The sequence below is a fragment of the Amycolatopsis sp. NBC_01307 genome (genome assembly GCF_035975215.1).
GTDB lineage: Bacteria > Actinomycetota > Actinomycetes > Mycobacteriales > Pseudonocardiaceae > Amycolatopsis.
This window is the reverse complement of record NZ_CP108403.1, coordinates 4,970,713-4,987,706: the sequence shown is the minus strand read 5'-3', so window position 1 is coordinate 4,987,706 and position 16,994 is coordinate 4,970,713. Positions and strand designations below refer to the sequence as shown.

Here is a 16,994-nt window from a genome sequence, read left to right as displayed (position 1 = left end):
GTGACGCAGCTGCGGTGATCCGGCCCGCCCCGCTGCCGCACCACTCGATCGTGCCGGGCCGCTTCCGGCGGCGTGACCTGCGGAAAGGCCGTAGCCTGACGCCGTTCACCAGCCCTGTAACCCGTTAGGACGGCCATGCGTCTCTCCACCCGCAACCAGCTCACCGGCACCGTTTCGGCCATCAAGCCCGGCGCCGTGATGTCCGTCGTGACCGTCGAGCTCGACGGCGGCCAGCAGGTCGTCGCGTCCATCACGAAGGACGCCACCGAGGAGCTGGAGCTGGCGCCGGGCAAGCCGGTGACCGTGCTCGTGAAGTCCACGGAGGTCATGCTCGGCGTCGAGTGACGTCCTCCTTACGGGTGGTTCCCGGACGGGTGGCATGATGCGTGACTCGAACAGTGGCACCCGGGCCGAGGAAGGTCAGGTTTGAGCGCGCACACCTCCCAGATGGACGACCTCCGGCTGGTCGCGCAGCCCAGCGCGCTGCCGGTCAGCGAGCTGTTCGTCCGCCTGATTCTCAGCGACTGGTCCTTGAAGCCGATGTTGGAGCAGGTCACGGCCACGGCGAGACGCCTGGTCGAGGCGGTCATCGACGCCGGCGACCCCAAGGCACCCGCCTTCGTCACCCTGCGGCTGCGGCTGACCGCCGAGGTCCTGCTGGTGGAGGTGGACGACACCCTGCCCCACCTGCCGCCACCCCAGGCCGCACCCGGCGAGCGCGTCGGCGTCGACCCGGCACCCGGCGGCGGCCGCACCACCTGGTGCGAGCTGCCGCTGCCCGGCGGGATGACCGCGAAGCAGGTGCGCCTGCCGCGCCGGGGCGATCGCCGGACGCTGGTCGACGAGCCGGTCTCCGGTGACCCGGTGACGGCGGACCCGCAGGTCCTCGAACGGCTGCTCAGCCGGCTGAGCGGCTGGTCCGGCGAGGGCTGAGCACCGGCGTTCCCGCCGGGACGGTCGGCGGCGGAACTGGTGATACTGGACCGGTGAAAGCCCGTCCCGTCCTCGTCGTGCTCTACGACGGCGTCCGCCTCCTCGACGTCTCCGGTCCGCTGGAGGTGTTCGCCGAGGCCAACGAGCACGGCGGGCGGTACGAGCTGCGGACGGCGTCACCCGGCGGCGCCGACGTCCGCGCCAACACCGGGACGCGCCTCGGCGCCGACCTCGACCTGGCGGCGGCCGACCCGCGCGGGGCGACCGTGCTGGTGCCCGGCGGCCCCGAGTGGGCCCGCACGATCGCCGACACCGAGCTGGTGGCCCAGATCCGCCGCCTCGCCGACGGCGCGAGCCGGACGGCGTCGGTGTGCGCGGGCGCGTTCGCGCTGGCCGCGGCGGGCGTCCTGGACGGCCGCCGCGCGACGACGCACTGGGACCTGACCGGCCAGCTGGCCCGCCGCTTCCCGCTGGTCCGCGTCGACGCGGACGCGATCTTCGTCAAGGACGGCCCGGTGATCACCTCGGCCGGCGTCACCTCGGGCATCGACCTGACGCTGGCGCTGGTCGAGGAGGACCTCGGCCCGGAGATCGCCCGGCTGGTGGCCAAGCACCTGGTGGTGTTCCTGCAGCGGCCGGGCGGGCAGTCGCAGTTCAGCGTCCGGCTGGAGACGGGCCGCCCGCGCAACGAGGTGCTGCGGGGCCTGCTGGACGCCGTCGCGGCGGACCCGTCGGCCCCGCACACGCTCGGCGACATGGCGGCCCACGCGGGCGTCAGCGTCCGGCACCTGACCCGGCTGTTCCGCGAGGAGCTGGGGCGGACACCGGCCCGGTTCGTCGAGCAGATCCGCCTGGAGTTCGCCCAGCAGCAGCTGGAGAGCACCGTGGACCCGCTGGAGGTGGTGGCCCGCCGGTCGGGCTTCGGCTCGGTGGAAACGTTGCGGCGGGCCTTCGCGCGTGGCCTGGGCGTGACGCCGAGCGACTACCGGTCCCGGTTCCGGACCACGGGCATTTCCTGAACGTTTCGGCCGCCGTGTCCGTGCTTTCCGGTAGGGGGCATCGACGTGAGGAGGCCGGCCGTCGTGCGGATCGTGATCGCCGAGGACGACGCACTGCTGCGGGAAGGGCTCGTGCTGCTGTTGCGCAGCGCCGGGTTCGTCGTCGCCGCGGCCGTCGACCACCCCGACGACCTGCTCACCGCCGTGGGGGACGTGGCACCCGACCTGGCCGTCGTCGACGTCCGGCTGCCACCGACCTTCACCGACGAAGGCCTGCGCGCCGCGTTGGAAGCGCGTCGCCGGGCGCCGGGGCTGGCGATCCTCGCGCTGTCGGCGTTCGTCGAGGACGGCTACGCGGGCGACCTGCTCGCCGCGGGCGGCGGCGGGGCCGGCTACCTGCTCAAGGAGCGCGTCGGGAAGGCCGACGAGTTCCTGGACGCCCTCCGCCGGGTGGCGGCCGGCGGGACGGTGCTGGACCGCGACGTCGTCGCCCTGCAACTGGACCGGCGCCGCCCCGGCGACCCGGTCACCACGCTCACGGCGCGCGAACGCGAAGTCGTCGCACTGCTCGCCGAAGGCCATTCGGTCCCGGCGATCGGCCGCCTGCTCGGCATCGGCACGGACGCGGCGCGCCGCCACGCCGGAGACGTCAGCACCAAGCTGCGCGTCCCCGACGAGGCCCAGGCGATGCTCAGCTACCTGCGTGCGTGAGCGCCAGCACCTCGGCCTGCTTCTCGCGGTACCGCACCACATTCGCCAGCTTGACGTCCTCGTAGCCGCGCACCAGGTCGGGTAGCTCGGCCAGCGCCAGGACCTGCGCGAGGTCGACGTCCTCGGCCCGGAACGCGCGCAGCACGACGCCGCGGTACTCCTCGACCAGCTCGCGCTCGACCCGGCGAACCTCGGCGCGGCCGAACGGGTCGAACTTCGTCCCGCGCAGCCGCCGCAGCGCGTGCAGCAGCCGGAACGCCGGGCGGAACCACGGGCCGAGGCTGATCTTGCGCTTCATGCCGAGCGCGCGCAGGACCGGCGGGTGCAGCCGGAACGCGTACCGCGTGCCCGCGCCGAACTGGGCTTCGAGGTCCGCCGTGAACGCCGGGTCGAGCGAGAGCCGCGCGACCTCGTACTCGTCCTTGTAGGCCATCAGCTTGTACAGGTGCTTCGCCACGGCCTCGGTGACCGCCGTCGGCCCGTCTTCCAGGACCCGCACCTGCTCGACGTACTCCGCGTACGTCCGGGCGTACGCCGCGTCCTGGTAGGCGACCAGGTCGGGGATCCGGATGTCGAGCAGCCGGGCCAGTTCCGACCCGGGCTCGGCGTGCACCAGTGAACGCACGGCCGGCGCGGCGGGCTTCGGCGTCGCGGCGGGCGCGGGGGCGACCGCGGCGGCCAGCGCGTCCGGGTCGGCGACGAGCTGCCGGCCACGGCGGAAGGCCTGCAGGTTCGCGGCCACCGCGGTGCCGTTCAGCTCGATCGCGCGCTCGAGCGCCGCGGCGGGCAGCCCGATCACGCCGGTCTGGAAGGCCGCGCCGAGCTGCAGGACGTTCGCGAACTGGTCGTCGTCGAACAGCGTCTCGGCCAGACCGCGCGCGTCGAGTGACACAGTGCGCGCTGCCGCGGCTTCCAGCGGCGCGAGGACGCTGCCGGGGCTGGGGAACGCCACCGTCGTGTCGACGACCATCCGGCCGGTCGGCACCTCGGTGGTCGACACGACCGCCGTCGTGCGGCCCGGGTCGGACACGCCCAGGTTCGTCGCGTCCGCGCCGACGAGCGCGTCGCACGCCAGGTAGAGGTCGCACTCCGCGGTCGCGAGCTTCGCGGCCTGGGCGACCGGCTCGGCCGTCACCTTCAGGTCGGACACCACGGCGCCGCCCTTCTGCGCCAGCCCGGTCTGGTCCAGCGTGCGGACGTGCCGGCCGTCGAGCACCGCGGCCGTCGCGAGGATCTGCGTCACGGTCACGACGCCGGTGCCGCCGATGCCGGTGATCCGCACGGTGAAGTCCGGCGACCCCGGCGAGGCGGGCGCGGGGACGGCGTCGGCGGCCAGCTCGCCGAGCTTGCGGTGCTGCTTGCGGCCGGTCGGCACGACGGTGACAAACGACGGGCAGTCCCCGGCCAGGCAGGAGTAGTCGACGTTGCACGACGACTGGTGGATCGTGGTCTTGCGGCCGAACTCGGTGGCCACCGGCTGTACGGACAGGCAGTTCGACTTGGTGCCGCAGTCGCCGCAGCCTTCGCACACGCGCTCGTTGATCACCACGCGGGTCGCGGGCGTCTCCTGCTTGCCCCGACGGCGTTTCCGCCGCTTCTCGGCCGCGCACTCCTGCTCGTGGATCAGCACGGTGACGCCGCGGACGGCGGCCAGTTCTTCTTGCGTGCGCAGGATTTCGGTGCGGTCGCGGACCTCGACACCGGCGGGCAGCTTGCGGCGGCGCAGGGCCCCGGGCGCGTCACTGGTGATCACGACCTGCTTCGCGCCCTCGACGAGCAGCAGCTCGGCGACCTTCTCCACCGGCAGCGCGCCGACGGCGTCCTGCCCGCCGGTCATCGCGACGGCCGAGTTGTAGAGCAGCTTGTAGGTGATGTTGACACCGGCCGCGACCGCCGCGCGCACGGCGAGGCTGCCGGAGTGGGTGAACGTGCCGTCGCCGATGTTCTGCACGAAGTGGTCGGCCTCGACGAAGGGCGCCATGCCGATCCACTGGGTGCCTTCGCCGCCCATCTGCGTCACGCCGAGGACGGTGCCGACCTGGTCGGGCTCCATGAACAGGGCCATCGTGTGGCAGCCGATGCCGCCGCCGACGAGCGTGCCCTCCGGGACCTTCGTGGACGAGTTGTGCGGACAGCCGGAGCAGAAGTACGGCGTCCTCGCCAGCAGCGGCACGGAGATGCGCTCACGGCGACGCCGGCCCCGCCAGGCCTCGACCGACGGGATCTCGTGGTGCGCGGCGAGCCGCCGGGCCAGCCCGGTCGCGACGACGTCCGGGTCCAGCTCGCCCAGCTCGGTGAACAACGTGCGGCCGTCGGCGTCCTTCTTGCCGTGCACGGCGGGCGTACCGGACGCGCCGTACAGGACCTCCTTGAGCGCGGCTTCGATGAACGACCGCTTCTCCTCGACGACGACGATCTCGTCGAGCCCGTCGGCGAACTCCCGGACGATCGACGGCTCCAGCGGGTGGATCGCGCCCAGCTTCAGGACGCGGATGCCGTGCCGGTGCAAGGCTTCCTCGTCCAGGCCGAGGATGCGCAGGGCCTGCTGGACGTCCAGGTAGGACTTCCCGGCCGACACGATGCCGATCCGGTCGGCCGGGCCGCGCGTGGTGATCCGGTTGAGACCGCTCAGGCGCAGGTACTCCATCGCCAGCGGCAGCCGCACGGTGAAGAGGCTGCGTTCCAGCGCGGCGAGGCTCGCGCCGAGCAGTTTCGACGTCGGCGCGTGCCGGTACGCCGTGGGTCCCAGGTCCGGGGCCGTCCACTGTGGACCGACCTGGGCGGTGCCGGACGCGTCGGCGACGTTCGTGACGACCTTCAGCGACGACCACAGCCCGCTGGCCCGGGACAGCTCGACCGCGTGCATCCCGAAGTCGAGGACGTCCTGCGAGTCGGCCGGGTACAGGATCGGGATGGCCAGGTCGGCCAGCGTGAGCTCGGACGCGCAGGGGATCGTCGAGGACTTGGCGTTCGGGTCGTCGCCGACCAGCGCGACCGCGCCGCCGCGGGGGTCGGTGCCGGCCAGGTTGGCGTGGCGCAGGGCATCGGACGCGCGATCGAGACCCGGTGCCTTGCCGTACCAGTACCCGGTGACGCCACGCTGCCCGCCGGCGCCCGCGACGAGCTGGCTGCCCATCACCGACGTCGCGGCCAGCTCTTCGTTGAGCCCGGGCCGGTGCACGACGGCGTGCTTCTCCAGCAGCGTCGCGCGGCGGCCCAGCTCGAGGTCGTACCCGGCCAGCGGTGAGCCTTCGTAACCGGAGACGAACACCGCGGGGTCGCCACCGTGGGCGCGGTCGTGGCGGACGCGGTCGAACAGCAGCCGCACCAGGGCCTGCACCCCGGTGAGGTGCACGGTTCCCGCCTCCCGCAGGTAGCGGTCCTCCAGCGTGAACGACTCCACGGCGCGGCTCCCTTCGCCCTCGCGCGGCTGTGCTCGGGCGCACAGTGCGATGCGGGCCACGGCACACGGTATCGGCCCCGGACGCAACAGCCGACGCGGGATCACCGCCTCTCACGCAAACTTCGGCGGTCATGATCGACGATTGGCCCGGTTTTTTGCGCGGAGTTACGCTCGCCCGCATGACCGAAGAGCTACTCGACGCCACCGACCACGAGATCCTCGGCCTGCTGCGCGAGGACGCCCGGCGCACGCTGTCGGACATCGCCGGCCGGGTCACTTTGTCGACGGCGGCGGTCAAGCGGCGGATCGACCGCCTCCGCGAGACGGGTGTGATCACGGGCTTCACCGTCCAGGTCGACCACGCGAAGCTGGGCTGGGGCATCGAGGCGTTCACCGAGCTGCGGTTCGTCGGCAACACGAAGGTCGCCGAGATCCTCCGCACGACCACGCGGATGCCGGAGGCCCAGGCGGTGTTCACGATCGCGGGCGACCCGGACGCCCTCGTGTGGCTGCGCGTCCGTGACATGGCTCACCTCCAGAAGACGATCGACGAGATCCGCCGCCACCACCAGATCACCGGCACCAAGACGCTGATCGCCCTGGAGTCCTGGTCGCGCGGGCACTAGCGTCACGCTCTCCCGGCGCCCGGACTAGCCGCGGCGACCTAACCCGCCGGGTTCGCCGCGGTAGACGGAAGGCGAGCCGCCTGGTCCGCAACCTCCCGGGTCGCGAGACCTGGTCGCTCGGCGACCGTCCAATGCAACCCTCGCCGACCGGCGGCGCCGGACCGGCCTGCCGTTCGATCGCCACGGCTCGGTGCCGGCCCCGGAGCGCTCGCACCCGGACAGAACAGCTAATCGCCCAGCAGCACGCCCGAGTCGCGCTCCCGTTGCAGGAAGAACTCCGGCCATTCGAGCGCGCCCGGCGGTGCCTCCAACGCGGTCGCCCGGCGGCGCATCTCGGTCAGGAAGTCCGTGTCCAGCATCGTCCGGGCCGAGATGGGCTCGCGCAGCAGCGTGCCGGCCGGACCTTCGTACAGGTAGGCGTCCACGCCGGGAAAGCCCTTCGTGCCCGGCGGGAAGTCGCGGTCCAGCGGGAAGTACGACGCATCCAGCTGTCCCAGCCACGAGTTCTTCAGCGTGGTCAGCGACGGCCACGAGCCCAGGCGCGATTCGAGCCGCGCGTTGTCCTTCAGGAAGCCGCGGTGGTCCGCGACGACGAACGCACTGCCCGGGTACTCCTGCTCCAGCCGGCCGACCGCGCTGCCCGTGTTGTGCGTCAGGTGCCCGAGTCCGAACAGCAGCAACGCTTTCCGGTGTTTCTGCAGCACCTGCGTCTTCAGCACGGACACGATCGCCGGGTCGCGCTCCTCGAACGGCGTGAAGTCCGCCGGGTGGTGGATCTTGCTCCAGTCGACCGGTGGATCGCAGGCCAGCACCCGGATCCGGCGGCTCGCCGGCAGTGTCGTGTTGACCTGCCGGACCAGCGGGAACAGTTGTTCGTAGAACGTCGAGAACCCGCAGCTGGGCTGGGTGGTGTTGCGCCACACCGGCCGGACGTCGGCGATCGGGACGTCGGCTCCGGCGATGTAGGCGTCGAGAACCGGTTGGTACAGCGAGTTCCCGCACTCGACGGCGATGTCGTTCACCTTGCCGGGCAAACGTGGATCGCGGACCAGGTCGAGCAGGAAGCTCCCGACGTCCGGACTGGACTTGGCGACGAGCGCGTGGTCGTCGAACGCGGCGAGCAACGCGCCCGCGGCGTCCGGCGACGACCGCGACTGATCGGCCGTGGCCGATGTGGCCGGCGTGACCACCAGGCCCATGGCCGCGAGCACGGCCAGGAAGATACGCATGAACGGCTCCTCGGAGCGATGAAGTTCCCCCACTGTCTTACGTCTGTAAGACAACTCGGTCAGCATCCAGCCGCGCCCGAGCCGTTGTCAAGGGCGTCCCACGATCGTGTCAGTGCCGGAAGGCCTCCGCGAGCCACCACGAACCGCCGTCGTCGGCGATCTTCGCGTCGATGACCAGGGGCGCGTCGCGCGGTCCGGCGAGCCAGTCCTTCACCGCGAAGAGGTCCTCGGCCGACCGCACGGTGACGCCGGCGCAGCCGAAGCCGCGGCCGATGGCGGCGATGTCGGAGTCGGGGAACCGGACCGTGGTCATGTCGGCGTCGCCGAAGTGGTGGATCTCCGCGCCGTACGCGGCGTCGTTGTAGACGATCACGACCAGCGGCAGGCGCAGCCGGACCGCGGTGTCCAGCTCGGACAGTGCCATGTGGAACCCGCCGTCGCCGGTGCCCAGCACCGGCAGCCGGTCCGGGCGGGCGAGCGCGGCGCCGATCGCCGTGCCGAGACCCAGGCCGACGCTCTGGAACGCCTGGGTGAAGCAGAACCCCAGCTCGTCGGGGACCGAGAGGTACGCGCTCGGGTAGCCCATGAAGTTGCCGGAGTCGATCGAGACGATCCGCTCGGCGGGCAGCAGGTCGTCCAGGAGCCTGCTGAGCGTCCGCGGGTCGATCCGGCCGCCGCGGGACAGGTCGTCGTGCTCGACGTCGTTCCAGCGCCCGGCCGCCGCGATCCGGCCGGCGACGTCTTCGGTCCGGTAGCCCACCGCCTTGTGGTCACCGAGCTCGCTCAGGACGTCTTCGGCGGTGCAGCCGGCGTCGCCGACGACGCCGAGGTCGATCGGCCGGTGCGCGCCGAGCGCGCCCTGCTCGAGGTCGACCTGGGCCAGCGTCGCGTACGGGCTGAGCAGCTTCCCGTCGCGGGTGGTCCACGTGTTCAGCGCGCAGCCCCACCCGACGACGAGGTCGGCGCCGGCGATCAGCTCCGCGGCCACCGGCGAGGCGAACCCGCCCGAGATGCCCAGCGCGAACTCGTCGTCGTGGAAGAGCCCGTGCGCGACGGCCGACGTCGCCAGGAGCGCTCCGGCGCGCGAAGCCAGCTCCCGCAACGGTTCGCGGCTCCCGCGGGCGCCGCGCCCGGCGATGAACACCGGCCGTTCGGCGGCGATCAGGAGGTCCGCCAGGTCGGCCGCCGCGCCGATGTCGGGGCGCATCGGGGCCGGTCCGGGGACCAGTGGAAGCACGTCCGGCAGGTCCGGCGCGGGCTGCGCCTGGACGTCGAGCGGCAGGTTCAGCACGACCGTCCGGCGCTCCTGCCGGGCGGTCCGGAAGGCCCGGACGGTGTCCGCGACCGCGCTCGCGGCGGAGTGCACCCGCTCGGGCACCGCGCCGGCCGCGGTGGCCAGCCCGTCCTGGTCGATGCGGAAGTTCGACAGCACCGACGAGCCCGCGGAGTCGGCGGTCACCACGAGCATCGGCGTCCGGCTCTTGGCCGCCTCGGTGATCCCCGTGACGGCGTTGGTCAGCCCGCAGCCCTGGTGCAGCGACAGCACCGAGACCTTCCCGCTGATCCGCGCGTAGGCGTCGGCCATGCTCGCCGCGCCGCCCTCGTGGCGGGCCGCGACGAACCGGACCCCGCCCGCGCGCAACGCGTTGGTGACCTCGAAGTTGCCGCTGCCCACCACGCCGAACGCGGTGCCGGCCCCGAGGCCGGCCAGGGTGCGGCCGACGAGCTCGGCGACGTTCACCGCTCCACCAGGGCCAGCACGCGCGCCGGGCTGCCGGACCCGCCGACGATCGGCAGCGGCGAGACGATCAGCAGCACGCCGGTCGGCGGCAGGGACGCGAGGTTCTGCAGCTGCGTCAGGCCGTGCTTCCCGGCGCCGAGCAGCAGCTCGTGGCACGGGAACATCGGCTCGAGGCCGGGTGCCTGGCCCGCGTCGGTGCCGACGGTCTCCACCCCGAACCCGGTGATCGGGGCTTCTTCGGCGAGCCACCGCGCGCACTCCGCGGAGACGCCGGGGGTGTGCGAACCGGTCTCGTCGGCGTTGAGGAACTCGTCCTGGTCGCCGCCCCGCGCGTCCCAGCCGGTGCGGTAGAGCAGCCAGCCGCCGGCCGGCAGCGGCCCGTGCTCGGCCGTCCACGCGGTCACGTCGTCCACCGAAAGGAGGAAGTCCGGGTCCGCGGCCGCCCGCGTCGAGAAGTCGAGCACGACCGCGGGCGCGACGAGCGTCTTCAGCGGCACCTGCGAGACGTCGTGGCCGTCCTTTCCGGACACCCAGTGCACCGGCGCGTCGAGGTGGGTGCCGGTGTGCTCGCCGGTGTGGATGTCGTTCCAGTACCACCGCGGGCCGCGCTCGTCGTAGCGGCTGATCTCCTCGAGGCGGAACGGGATGGTGTTGGCGAAGGGTTCGGGCAGCCGGAGGATCGGCGTGCTCGGGCTCAGCGGCGCGGTGAGGTCGACGATGTCGACCGCCCCCGAGGTGATCGCCTGGCCCAGTCCGTCCAACAACGACATGCCTGCCTCCCGGGTGCGGGTGAACGTCTCGTCCGAGACCCTATGCCGGGAGCCCGGTCCTTGACAGGGCTCGATTCCGGGTGTTGTCTTAATGTCGTAGGACAGTAGGAGGGTGTGGGGTGATCGAGTTCGTCCTGGACGGCCGCTCGCGGGTCGCCACGTACATGCAGCTCGTCCTGCAGGTGAAACAGGCGCTGCGCGTCGGCCTGCTGCGTGACGGCGACCAGCTGCCGAAGGTGCGTGAAGTGGCCCAGGCGCTGGCGATCAACCCGAACACGGTGCTCAAGGCCTACCGCGAGCTGGTGCTGGAGGGGCTCGCGGAGGGCAAGCCGGGGGTGGGCACGTTCGTCACCGGCACCCTCGCCGGGCCGTCGCTCGGCTACCAGGCGCGGCTGCGCGAGGAGCTGGTGGCCTGGCTGGAGCGCGCGGGAGAGGCGGGGATGTCGGGTGACGACATCAGCGCGCTGATCGACACGACGATGCGCGGCACCACGCCGCCGTTCGACCAATGGAAGCTGTAGTGACCCCGAGGGGAGTCCGACGATGGAGCTGGCGGTGGAGGCCAGGGCGCTGGGCAAGCGCTACGGGCGCAGCTGGGCGCTGCAGGACTGCGCGCTGACGCTGCCCGCCGGGCGGATCGCCGCGCTGGTCGGCCCGAACGGCGCGGGCAAGTCCACGCTGCTGCACCTGGCCGTCGGGCTGCTGAAGCCCGACGCGGGGGAGGTGCGCGTCTTCGGCCGTGACCCGCGTGACGGGCCCGCGGTGCTCGCCGACATCGGGTTCGTCGCGCAGGACACCCCGGTGTACCGGGACTTCACCGCGGCGGAGCTGATCACCATGGGCGGCAAGCTGAACCGCCGCCGGTGGGACGCCGCGCTGGCCCGCGAGCGGCTCGCCGCGCTCGGCATCCCGCCGGGCAAAGCCGTCGGCAAGCTTTCGGGCGGGCAGCGGGCGCAGGTCGCGCTGGCGCTCGCCCTGGCCAAGCGGCCGCGGCTGCTGCTGCTCGACGAGCCCATCGCGAGCCTCGATCCGTTGGCGCGCCGCGAGTTCATGCAGACGCTGATGGGTGCGGTGGCCGAAAGCGAGACCACGGTGCTGCTGTCCTCGCACCTGCTGGCCGACCTCGAACGCAGCTGCGACTACCTGGTCGTCCTGCAGTCCTCCCGCGTCCAGCTGACCGGCGCGGTCGACGAGCTGCTCGACGCGCACCGCACGCTCACCGGCCCGCGCGCCGGCAGCGAGTCCATCGCCGGGGTCGCGGAAGTCGTCCGCGCGAGCCACACGGACCGCCAGTCGACACTGCTCGTCCGCCGGGGTGCCGGTTCGATCGATCCACTGTGGACGGAACACGAAGTGACCCTGGAGGACCTGGTGCTCGGCCACCTCGCCGCGGCCGAGCCCCGCGTCGCCCCGGAAGCGTGGGGGGTGCCGGCATGATCTGGCTGACCTGGCGCCAGTACCGCAGGCAGGCGTGGTTCACCCTCGCCGTCCTCGGGGCGCTCGCCGCGATCGTCATCCCCACCGGCCTGGCGATGCACGCGAAGTACGAGGATTCAGGCCTGGCCGCCTGCCGGGCCGCATTGGGCCAGGCGTCGATGATCACGCAGACGGCGTCGGTGGCGAACTGCGAAAGCCTCGCCCACCAGTTCCAGCAGCAGTTCGGCGGCATGGTGTTCGTCGCCGTCCTGTTCGTGATCCTGCCGGTGCTGGTCGGCGTGTTCTTCGGCGCGCCGCTCATCGCCCGTGAGGTCGAGCAGGGCACACACCGTCTGGTGTGGACGCAGGGCGTGAGCCGGCTGCACTGGGCGCTGGTCAAGTTCGGGCTGGTCGGCTCGATCACGGCGGTGCTGGCCGTCGGGTACGCGCTGGGCGTGTCGTGGTGGTTCGAGCCGCTGGTGAGCGCGACCGGCCGGCTGGGCTACTTCGCCTTCGACGTCCAGGGCGTCGTCCCGGTCGTGTACACGCTGTTCGCCCTCGCGCTCGGGATCTTCGCCGGGACGTACTGGACGAAAGTGCTGCCCGCCATGGGCATCTCGCTCGTCGGCTACGCGGTGGTCCGCGTCGCGATCGAGGTCTTCGCCCGCCCGCGGTACCTGCCGGCGCAGACCCTCACGTTCGCCCCGGACAGCGGACAGACCCCGAACACCGCGGCCGGCGACTGGGTGATGGACCAGGGTGTCCGCAACGCGGCGGGCGACATGGTGCTGCCCAACTCGCAGATCGGCCCGTGCGGCCCCGAAGGCTGCGGCACCGGCGGTGCCGGCGGCCCGGGTGCCTACAACTGGCTGGAATACCAACCGGGGGACCGGTTCTGGACGTTCCAGGGCATCGAGACGGGCATCTTCGCGGTGCTGACAGCGGCGCTGGTGTACTTCGCGATCCGCCGGGTCCGCGTGCTCGCCTGACCCGTGCCCGGCTCAGGATTTCCGGCCCCAGAACGCGCGGACCACTTCGGCGAAGGCGCGCAGCCCCTCCGGGCCGCGTTTCTTCGCGATGTACACGCACACCGGCAGCGCCGCGACGAAGCACACCGCGAGGCAGAGCACGACGTAGAGGGGCGCCGCCACCCACGAGCTGACACTCACCTTGACCTCGCTCATCGCACCGCCCGTCCCGGTACCGGCGGTGCTCGTCGAAGTCGGTTCAGCTGGGGTGTTCGGTGCTGCGGAGGGCAGTCCGGGTCTGCCCGGTCGCCATCGGCCACCGTGGTACCCGCCCGGCTTGCGCCGAGCCACGCACACAGACGTTGCGACCCGGTGCGTTCCGGACCCTCCGGTCGGAGCTTAACCCGGATCTGACCGCGGGTACACGACCGAATCCGGGCCGTACGCCGGCGCCTCCGACGAACGGCGGATTTACAACGTTGTATACAGCGGGTAAGACTATTTTTACAACGTTGTAACGACCGCGGAGGCTGATACCCGTGTCGCTGAGCCGCAGGCAGTTCGTCGCCGGAGCCGTCGCCGCTGGTCTGTTCGCGAGTACGCGGGAAGCCGGGGCCGCCCTTCCCGGCGGCCGCACCGTCGCCCCCGCGGCCGGCGGGCTGTACACGCCGAACGCGGCTCCGCTCAAGCCCACCGCGTTTCTCAAGCTCCCGCCCGGCGCGGTCACCGCGCGCGGCTGGCTCGCCGGGCAGCTGCGCCTGCAGCTCGACGGCCTGTGCGGGCACTACGCCGAGACGTCGCACTTCCTCGACTTCGCCACCAGCGGCTGGGTCCACCCGGAGCGCACCGGCTGGGAGGAGGTGCCGTACTGGCTGCGCGGCTACGTCGACCTCGCCGCGGTCACCGGCGACGCCACCGCGAAAGCCACCGCCGGCAAGTGGATCGACGCGATCCTCGCCACCCAGCAGCCCGACGGCTTCTTCGGCCCGACGGCGCTGCGCACGGCGCTCAACAACGGCCCCGACTTCTGGCCGTACCTGCCGCTGCTGCAGGCCCTGCGCTCGTGGCAGGAGTACACCGGCGACGCGCGCGTCGTCCCGTTCCTGACGCGCTTCCTGCGGTACATGAACGCGCAGGGGCCGGGCGCGTTCAACTCCAGCTGGGTGTCCGTCCGCTGGGGTGACGGGCTCGACAGCGTGTTCTGGCTGTTCAACCGCACCGGCGACACCTTCCTGCTCGACCTCGCCGACAAGATCCACACCTACGGCGCCAACTGGGTCGGCAACCTGCCGAGCCTGCACAACGTCAACGTCGCCCAGGGTTTCCGCGAGCCCGCGCAGTACGCGCTGCGCACCGGCTCGGCGTCGCTCACCCAGGCCACCTACCAGGACTACACCACGGTCATGGCCGCGTACGGCCAGTTCGCCGGCGGTGGCTTCGCGGGCGACGAGAACGCGCGTCCCGGCTTCGGCGACCCGCGGCAGGGCTTCGAGACCTGCGGGATCGTCGAGTTCATGGCCAGCCACCAGTTGCTCACCCGGCTGACCGGCGACCCGGTGTGGGCCGACCGCTGCGAGGACCTCGCGTTCAACTCCCTGCCCGCCGCGCTCGACCCGGCCGGGCGCGCGGTGCACTACATCACCAGCGCGAACGGCGTCGACCTCGACAACGTCCCCAAGAGCGAAGGCCAGTTCCAGAACGGCTTCGCGATGCAGGCCTACCTGCTCGGCGTCGACCAGTACCGCTGCTGCCCGCACAACTACGGCATGGGCTGGCCGTACTTCACCGAGGAACTCTGGCTGGCCACCCCGGACAACGGCCTCGCGGCGGCGATGTACTCCGCCAGCAGCGTCACGGCGAAGGTCGCCGACGGCACGGCGGTGACCATCACCGAGGACACCACGTACCCGTTCTCCGAGCAGGTCACCTTCACCGTCCGGACGCCTCGGGCGCTGGCCTTCCCGTTGTACTTCCGGATTCCCGCGTGGTGCGCGGCGCCACGGCTGGTCGTCGCGGGCGCGTCGGTCGCGGTGACCGCCGGGCCGTCGTTCGCGAAGGTCTCGCGCACCTGGGCGGACGGCGACGTCGTCACGCTGACGCTGCCGCAGCGCACGACCGTGCGGACCTGGAGCGCGAACCACGACTCGCGGTCGGTCGACCACGGCCCGCTGACGTACTCGCTGAAGATCGGCGAGAGCTACCAGTCGCTCGGCGGGTCCGCGCAGTTCCCGCAGTACGCCGTGCACGCGACGACGCCGTGGAACTACGGCCTGGCCGTCGACGCGGCGCTGACCTTCTCCGCGGCCGGGGGGACGTTGCCCGCCAACCCGTTCACTCCGGACACCGTCCCGGTGAAGATCACCGCGTCGGCGCGGAAGATCGCCGAATGGACCGCGGACGACCAGCACGTCGTCACGCCGTTGCAGGCGTCACCGGCGAAGAGTGACGCGCCGGTCGAGACGATCACGCTGATCCCGATGGGCGCGGCGCGGCTGCGCGTCACGTCGTTCCCGACGACGGCGCCGGACGGGCACCGGTGGCTGCCCGGCGGCGGGGGAGCGGCCATCCGGATCGTGAACCGCAACTCGGGCAAGGTCTTGGGCGTCGATCAGATGTCCACAGCGGACAGTGCGCGGGTGGTGCAGTTCGCCGACAACGGCACCGACGACCACCTCTGGCACCTCGTCGCGAACGGCGACGGCTGGTACCGGATCCGCAACCACCACTCGGGCAAGGTCCTCGGCGTCGACCAGATGTCCACCGTGGACAGTGCGAAGGTGGTCCAGTTCACCGACAACGGCACGGCGGACCACCTCTGGCAGCTGGTCGACAACGGCGACGGCTGGTGGCGGGTGAAGAACCGCAACTCCGGCAAGGTCCTCGGCGTGGACCTGATGTCGACGGCGGACAGCGCCCAGGTGGTCCAGTTCGCCGACAACGGGACAGCGGACCACCTCTGGCAGCTGCGTTAGCGAGCCTGTCGTGAGTGGTAATGCGGGTTCTAACCCGCATTACCACTCACGACCGTGGCTAGCGCTTGACGCCGACGATCCCGGCCACGCACTTCGCGGAGCCGCTGAGCGGGGTGAGCCGGGGGCCGTCGGGCCACCACTCGTCGCAGACCGCCAGGCCCGGCTCCGACGTCGCGTTGGGCTGCAGGAACTCCAGGCCCGGCAGCATCGCCTCGATCTCGGTGCGGGTGCGGAACCGGCCGGCGCCGAGGGGGCCCTGGGTCAGGATGTCCTCGATGCGTTTGGCGATCGCGGTCAGCTCCGGCACCTCGGGGTCGAAGAAGTGCGACAGCACCACGTACGAGCCCGGCGCGAGCGCGTCGATGTACTCGCCCATGACGTCGGCGGCGCCGTCGCCCTCGAAGTGGTGCATCGTGCCGACGTGCAGCAGCGCGACCGGCTCGGTGAAGTCGATGTGGCGCAGCACCTCGTCGTTGCCCAGGACCGCTTCCGGCTTGAAGATGTCCGCTTCGACCATGTGCGTGAAGTCGTTCTCGGCGAGCAGCGCGCGGCCGTGCGCCAGGACCACCGGGTCGTTGTCGATGTAGACGACGTTCGTGTCCTTGTCGATGCGCTGGACGATCTGGTGCGTGTTCTCCGCGGTCGGCAGCCCGGACCCGCAGTCGACGAACTGCCGGATCCTGGTCTGGCTCGCCAGCATCCGCAGCGCGCGGTTGTGGAAGCCGCGGTTGCCGCGGGCGATGTCCACCGCTTCCGGGACTGCCTGCCGGATCTTCTCCATCACCACGCGGTCGACTTCGTAGAAGTTGTGACCACCGAGGAACCCGTCGTAGATCCGCGCGATGCTCGGCCGCTCGGGATCCACCCCCACCGGCTTCTGGCTGGGGGAACTCACGGACGGGACGTCGGACATGGCGACCTCGCAGGACATCGGCGGGCGGCGTGGGCCACCCAGCGTAGTAGGTCGCGTCCCCGCGGTAAACGCGAGGTCAGCCGCTCGGGCGAAGCCGCTGGTCCGGAATGTCGTCCCGGCGTCCGGCGCGGTCCCGGCGCAACCGCGCCAGGTGCTGCTCGATCCGCCGGTCGAGATCGCGCGCGGCCTCGGACAGTTCCGTCAGGTCGCGACGGGACCCCGGGTGGCCGAGCGCCCCCGTGTCCACTTCGTCCCCTGTCCTGTCCACTGACGGCACCTCCAGCGTCGGTCCGGCCCCTTCCCGTGCTGCGTTA

Annotated in this window: 16 protein-coding genes; 9 read left to right on the top strand and 7 right to left on the bottom strand. The window is 71.9% G+C overall.

Annotated elements, in window-relative coordinates:
• Positions 1–135: 135 nt before the first annotated feature.
• The 4 genes from OG439_RS20725 (at position 136) to OG439_RS20710 (ending at position 2,642) form a co-directional block, all read left to right on the top strand.
• Positions 136–345, top strand: coding sequence for a TOBE domain-containing protein (locus OG439_RS20725; protein ID WP_326951012.1), 210 nt, complete (start codon positions 136–138; stop codon positions 343–345).
• Between the two features lie 81 nt (positions 346–426).
• Positions 427–933, top strand: coding sequence for an ATP-binding protein (locus OG439_RS20720; protein WP_326951011.1), 507 nt, complete (start codon positions 427–429; stop codon positions 931–933).
• Between the two features lie 53 nt (positions 934–986).
• Positions 987–1,952 carry a GlxA family transcriptional regulator gene (locus OG439_RS20715; RefSeq protein ID WP_326951010.1) on the top strand — a complete coding sequence of 322 codons (966 nt, stop codon included), beginning with the start codon at positions 987–989 and terminating at the stop codon, positions 1,950–1,952.
• A gap of 63 nt (positions 1,953–2,015) precedes the next feature.
• The gene (locus tag OG439_RS20710; RefSeq protein WP_326951009.1) at positions 2,016–2,642 is read left to right on the top strand and encodes a helix-turn-helix transcriptional regulator; all 627 of its coding nucleotides are present in this window, start codon (positions 2,016–2,018) and stop codon (positions 2,640–2,642) included.
• On the opposite strand, the gene OG439_RS20705 is transcribed toward OG439_RS20710, so the two are convergent.
• Positions 2,623–6,045, bottom strand: coding sequence for an indolepyruvate ferredoxin oxidoreductase family protein (locus OG439_RS20705; RefSeq protein ID WP_442792316.1), 3,423 nt, complete (start codon positions 6,043–6,045; stop codon positions 2,623–2,625). The two genes, OG439_RS20710 and OG439_RS20705, sit on opposite strands and share 20 nt — an antisense overlap.
• Before the next feature lie 179 nt (positions 6,046–6,224).
• Between OG439_RS20705 and OG439_RS20700 the strand changes: the two genes are divergently transcribed.
• Positions 6,225–6,671 (top strand): Lrp/AsnC family transcriptional regulator, encoded by a 447-nt coding sequence (locus tag OG439_RS20700; RefSeq protein ID WP_247053617.1) that lies wholly within the window; start codon positions 6,225–6,227, stop codon positions 6,669–6,671.
• Between the two features lie 227 nt (positions 6,672–6,898).
• Here the strand turns inward: OG439_RS20700 and OG439_RS20695 are convergent, their stop codons facing one another.
• From OG439_RS20695 to OG439_RS20685, 3 genes are all read right to left on the bottom strand, one after another.
• The gene (locus OG439_RS20695; RefSeq protein WP_326951007.1) at positions 6,899–7,900 is read right to left on the bottom strand and encodes a hypothetical protein; all 1,002 of its coding nucleotides are present in this window, start codon (positions 7,898–7,900) and stop codon (positions 6,899–6,901) included.
• 109 nt (positions 7,901–8,009) lie between these two features.
• Positions 8,010–9,641: a thiamine pyrophosphate-binding protein gene (locus OG439_RS20690; protein WP_326951006.1), complete on the bottom strand. Its 1,632-nt coding sequence runs from the start codon at positions 9,639–9,641 to the stop codon at positions 8,010–8,012.
• Positions 9,638–10,411 (bottom strand): cyclase family protein, encoded by a 774-nt coding sequence (locus OG439_RS20685; RefSeq protein ID WP_326951005.1) that lies wholly within the window; start codon positions 10,409–10,411, stop codon positions 9,638–9,640. The genes OG439_RS20690 and OG439_RS20685 overlap by 4 nt, the downstream gene beginning before the upstream one ends.
• A 119-nt stretch (positions 10,412–10,530) precedes the next feature.
• Between OG439_RS20685 and OG439_RS20680 the strand changes: the two genes are divergently transcribed.
• From OG439_RS20680 to OG439_RS20670, 3 genes are read left to right on the top strand one after another with little or no spacing between them, the layout of a single operon-like run.
• Positions 10,531–10,932, top strand: a complete 402-nt coding sequence (locus OG439_RS20680; RefSeq protein WP_247053609.1) for a GntR family transcriptional regulator — start codon at positions 10,531–10,533, stop codon at positions 10,930–10,932.
• 22 nt (positions 10,933–10,954) lie between these two features.
• Positions 10,955–11,848, top strand: a complete 894-nt coding sequence (locus tag OG439_RS20675; RefSeq protein WP_326951004.1) for an ABC transporter ATP-binding protein — start codon at positions 10,955–10,957, stop codon at positions 11,846–11,848.
• Positions 11,845–12,816, top strand: a complete 972-nt coding sequence (locus OG439_RS20670) for an ABC transporter permease (protein WP_326951003.1) — start codon at positions 11,845–11,847, stop codon at positions 12,814–12,816. The genes OG439_RS20675 and OG439_RS20670 overlap by 4 nt, the downstream gene beginning before the upstream one ends.
• Before the next feature lie 12 nt (positions 12,817–12,828).
• Here the strand turns inward: OG439_RS20670 and OG439_RS20665 are convergent, their stop codons facing one another.
• Positions 12,829–13,011, bottom strand: coding sequence for a hypothetical protein (locus OG439_RS20665; protein ID WP_326951002.1), 183 nt, complete (start codon positions 13,009–13,011; stop codon positions 12,829–12,831).
• Between the two features lie 323 nt (positions 13,012–13,334).
• Between OG439_RS20665 and OG439_RS20660 the strand changes: the two genes are divergently transcribed.
• A complete protein-coding gene (locus OG439_RS20660) occupies positions 13,335–15,767 on the top strand; it encodes an RICIN domain-containing protein (RefSeq protein WP_326951001.1) in 2,433 nt (810 codons plus the stop codon).
• A 58-nt stretch (positions 15,768–15,825) separates the two neighbouring features.
• On the opposite strand, the gene OG439_RS20655 is transcribed toward OG439_RS20660, so the two are convergent.
• Both OG439_RS20655 and OG439_RS20650 read right to left on the bottom strand, forming a co-directional pair.
• On the bottom strand, positions 15,826–16,680 hold the full coding sequence (locus OG439_RS20655; RefSeq protein ID WP_326951000.1) for an SAM-dependent methyltransferase: 855 nt from the start codon (positions 16,678–16,680) through the stop codon (positions 15,826–15,828).
• A 76-nt stretch (positions 16,681–16,756) separates the two neighbouring features.
• A complete protein-coding gene (locus OG439_RS20650; protein ID WP_326950999.1) occupies positions 16,757–16,948 on the bottom strand; it encodes a hypothetical protein in 192 nt (63 codons plus the stop codon).
• Positions 16,949–16,994: the final 46 nt, after the last annotated feature.

Coding starts and splice junctions, on each gene's coding strand:
- OG439_RS20675 (WP_326951004.1), top strand. CDS start 10,955: ATGGAGCTGGCGGTGGAGGCCAGGGCGCTGGGCAAGCGCTACGGGCGC.
- OG439_RS20700 (WP_247053617.1), top strand. CDS start 6,225: ATGACCGAAGAGCTACTCGACGCCACCGACCACGAGATCCTCGGCCTG.
- OG439_RS20695 (WP_326951007.1), bottom strand. CDS start 7,900: ATGCGTATCTTCCTGGCCGTGCTCGCGGCCATGGGCCTGGTGGTCACG.
- OG439_RS20665 (WP_326951002.1), bottom strand. CDS start 13,011: ATGAGCGAGGTCAAGGTGAGTGTCAGCTCGTGGGTGGCGGCGCCCCTC.
- OG439_RS20670 (WP_326951003.1), top strand. CDS start 11,845: ATGATCTGGCTGACCTGGCGCCAGTACCGCAGGCAGGCGTGGTTCACC.
- OG439_RS20685 (WP_326951005.1), bottom strand. CDS start 10,411: ATGTCGTTGTTGGACGGACTGGGCCAGGCGATCACCTCGGGGGCGGTC.
- OG439_RS20655 (WP_326951000.1), bottom strand. CDS start 16,680: ATGTCCGACGTCCCGTCCGTGAGTTCCCCCAGCCAGAAGCCGGTGGGG.
- OG439_RS20725 (WP_326951012.1), top strand. CDS start 136: ATGCGTCTCTCCACCCGCAACCAGCTCACCGGCACCGTTTCGGCCATC.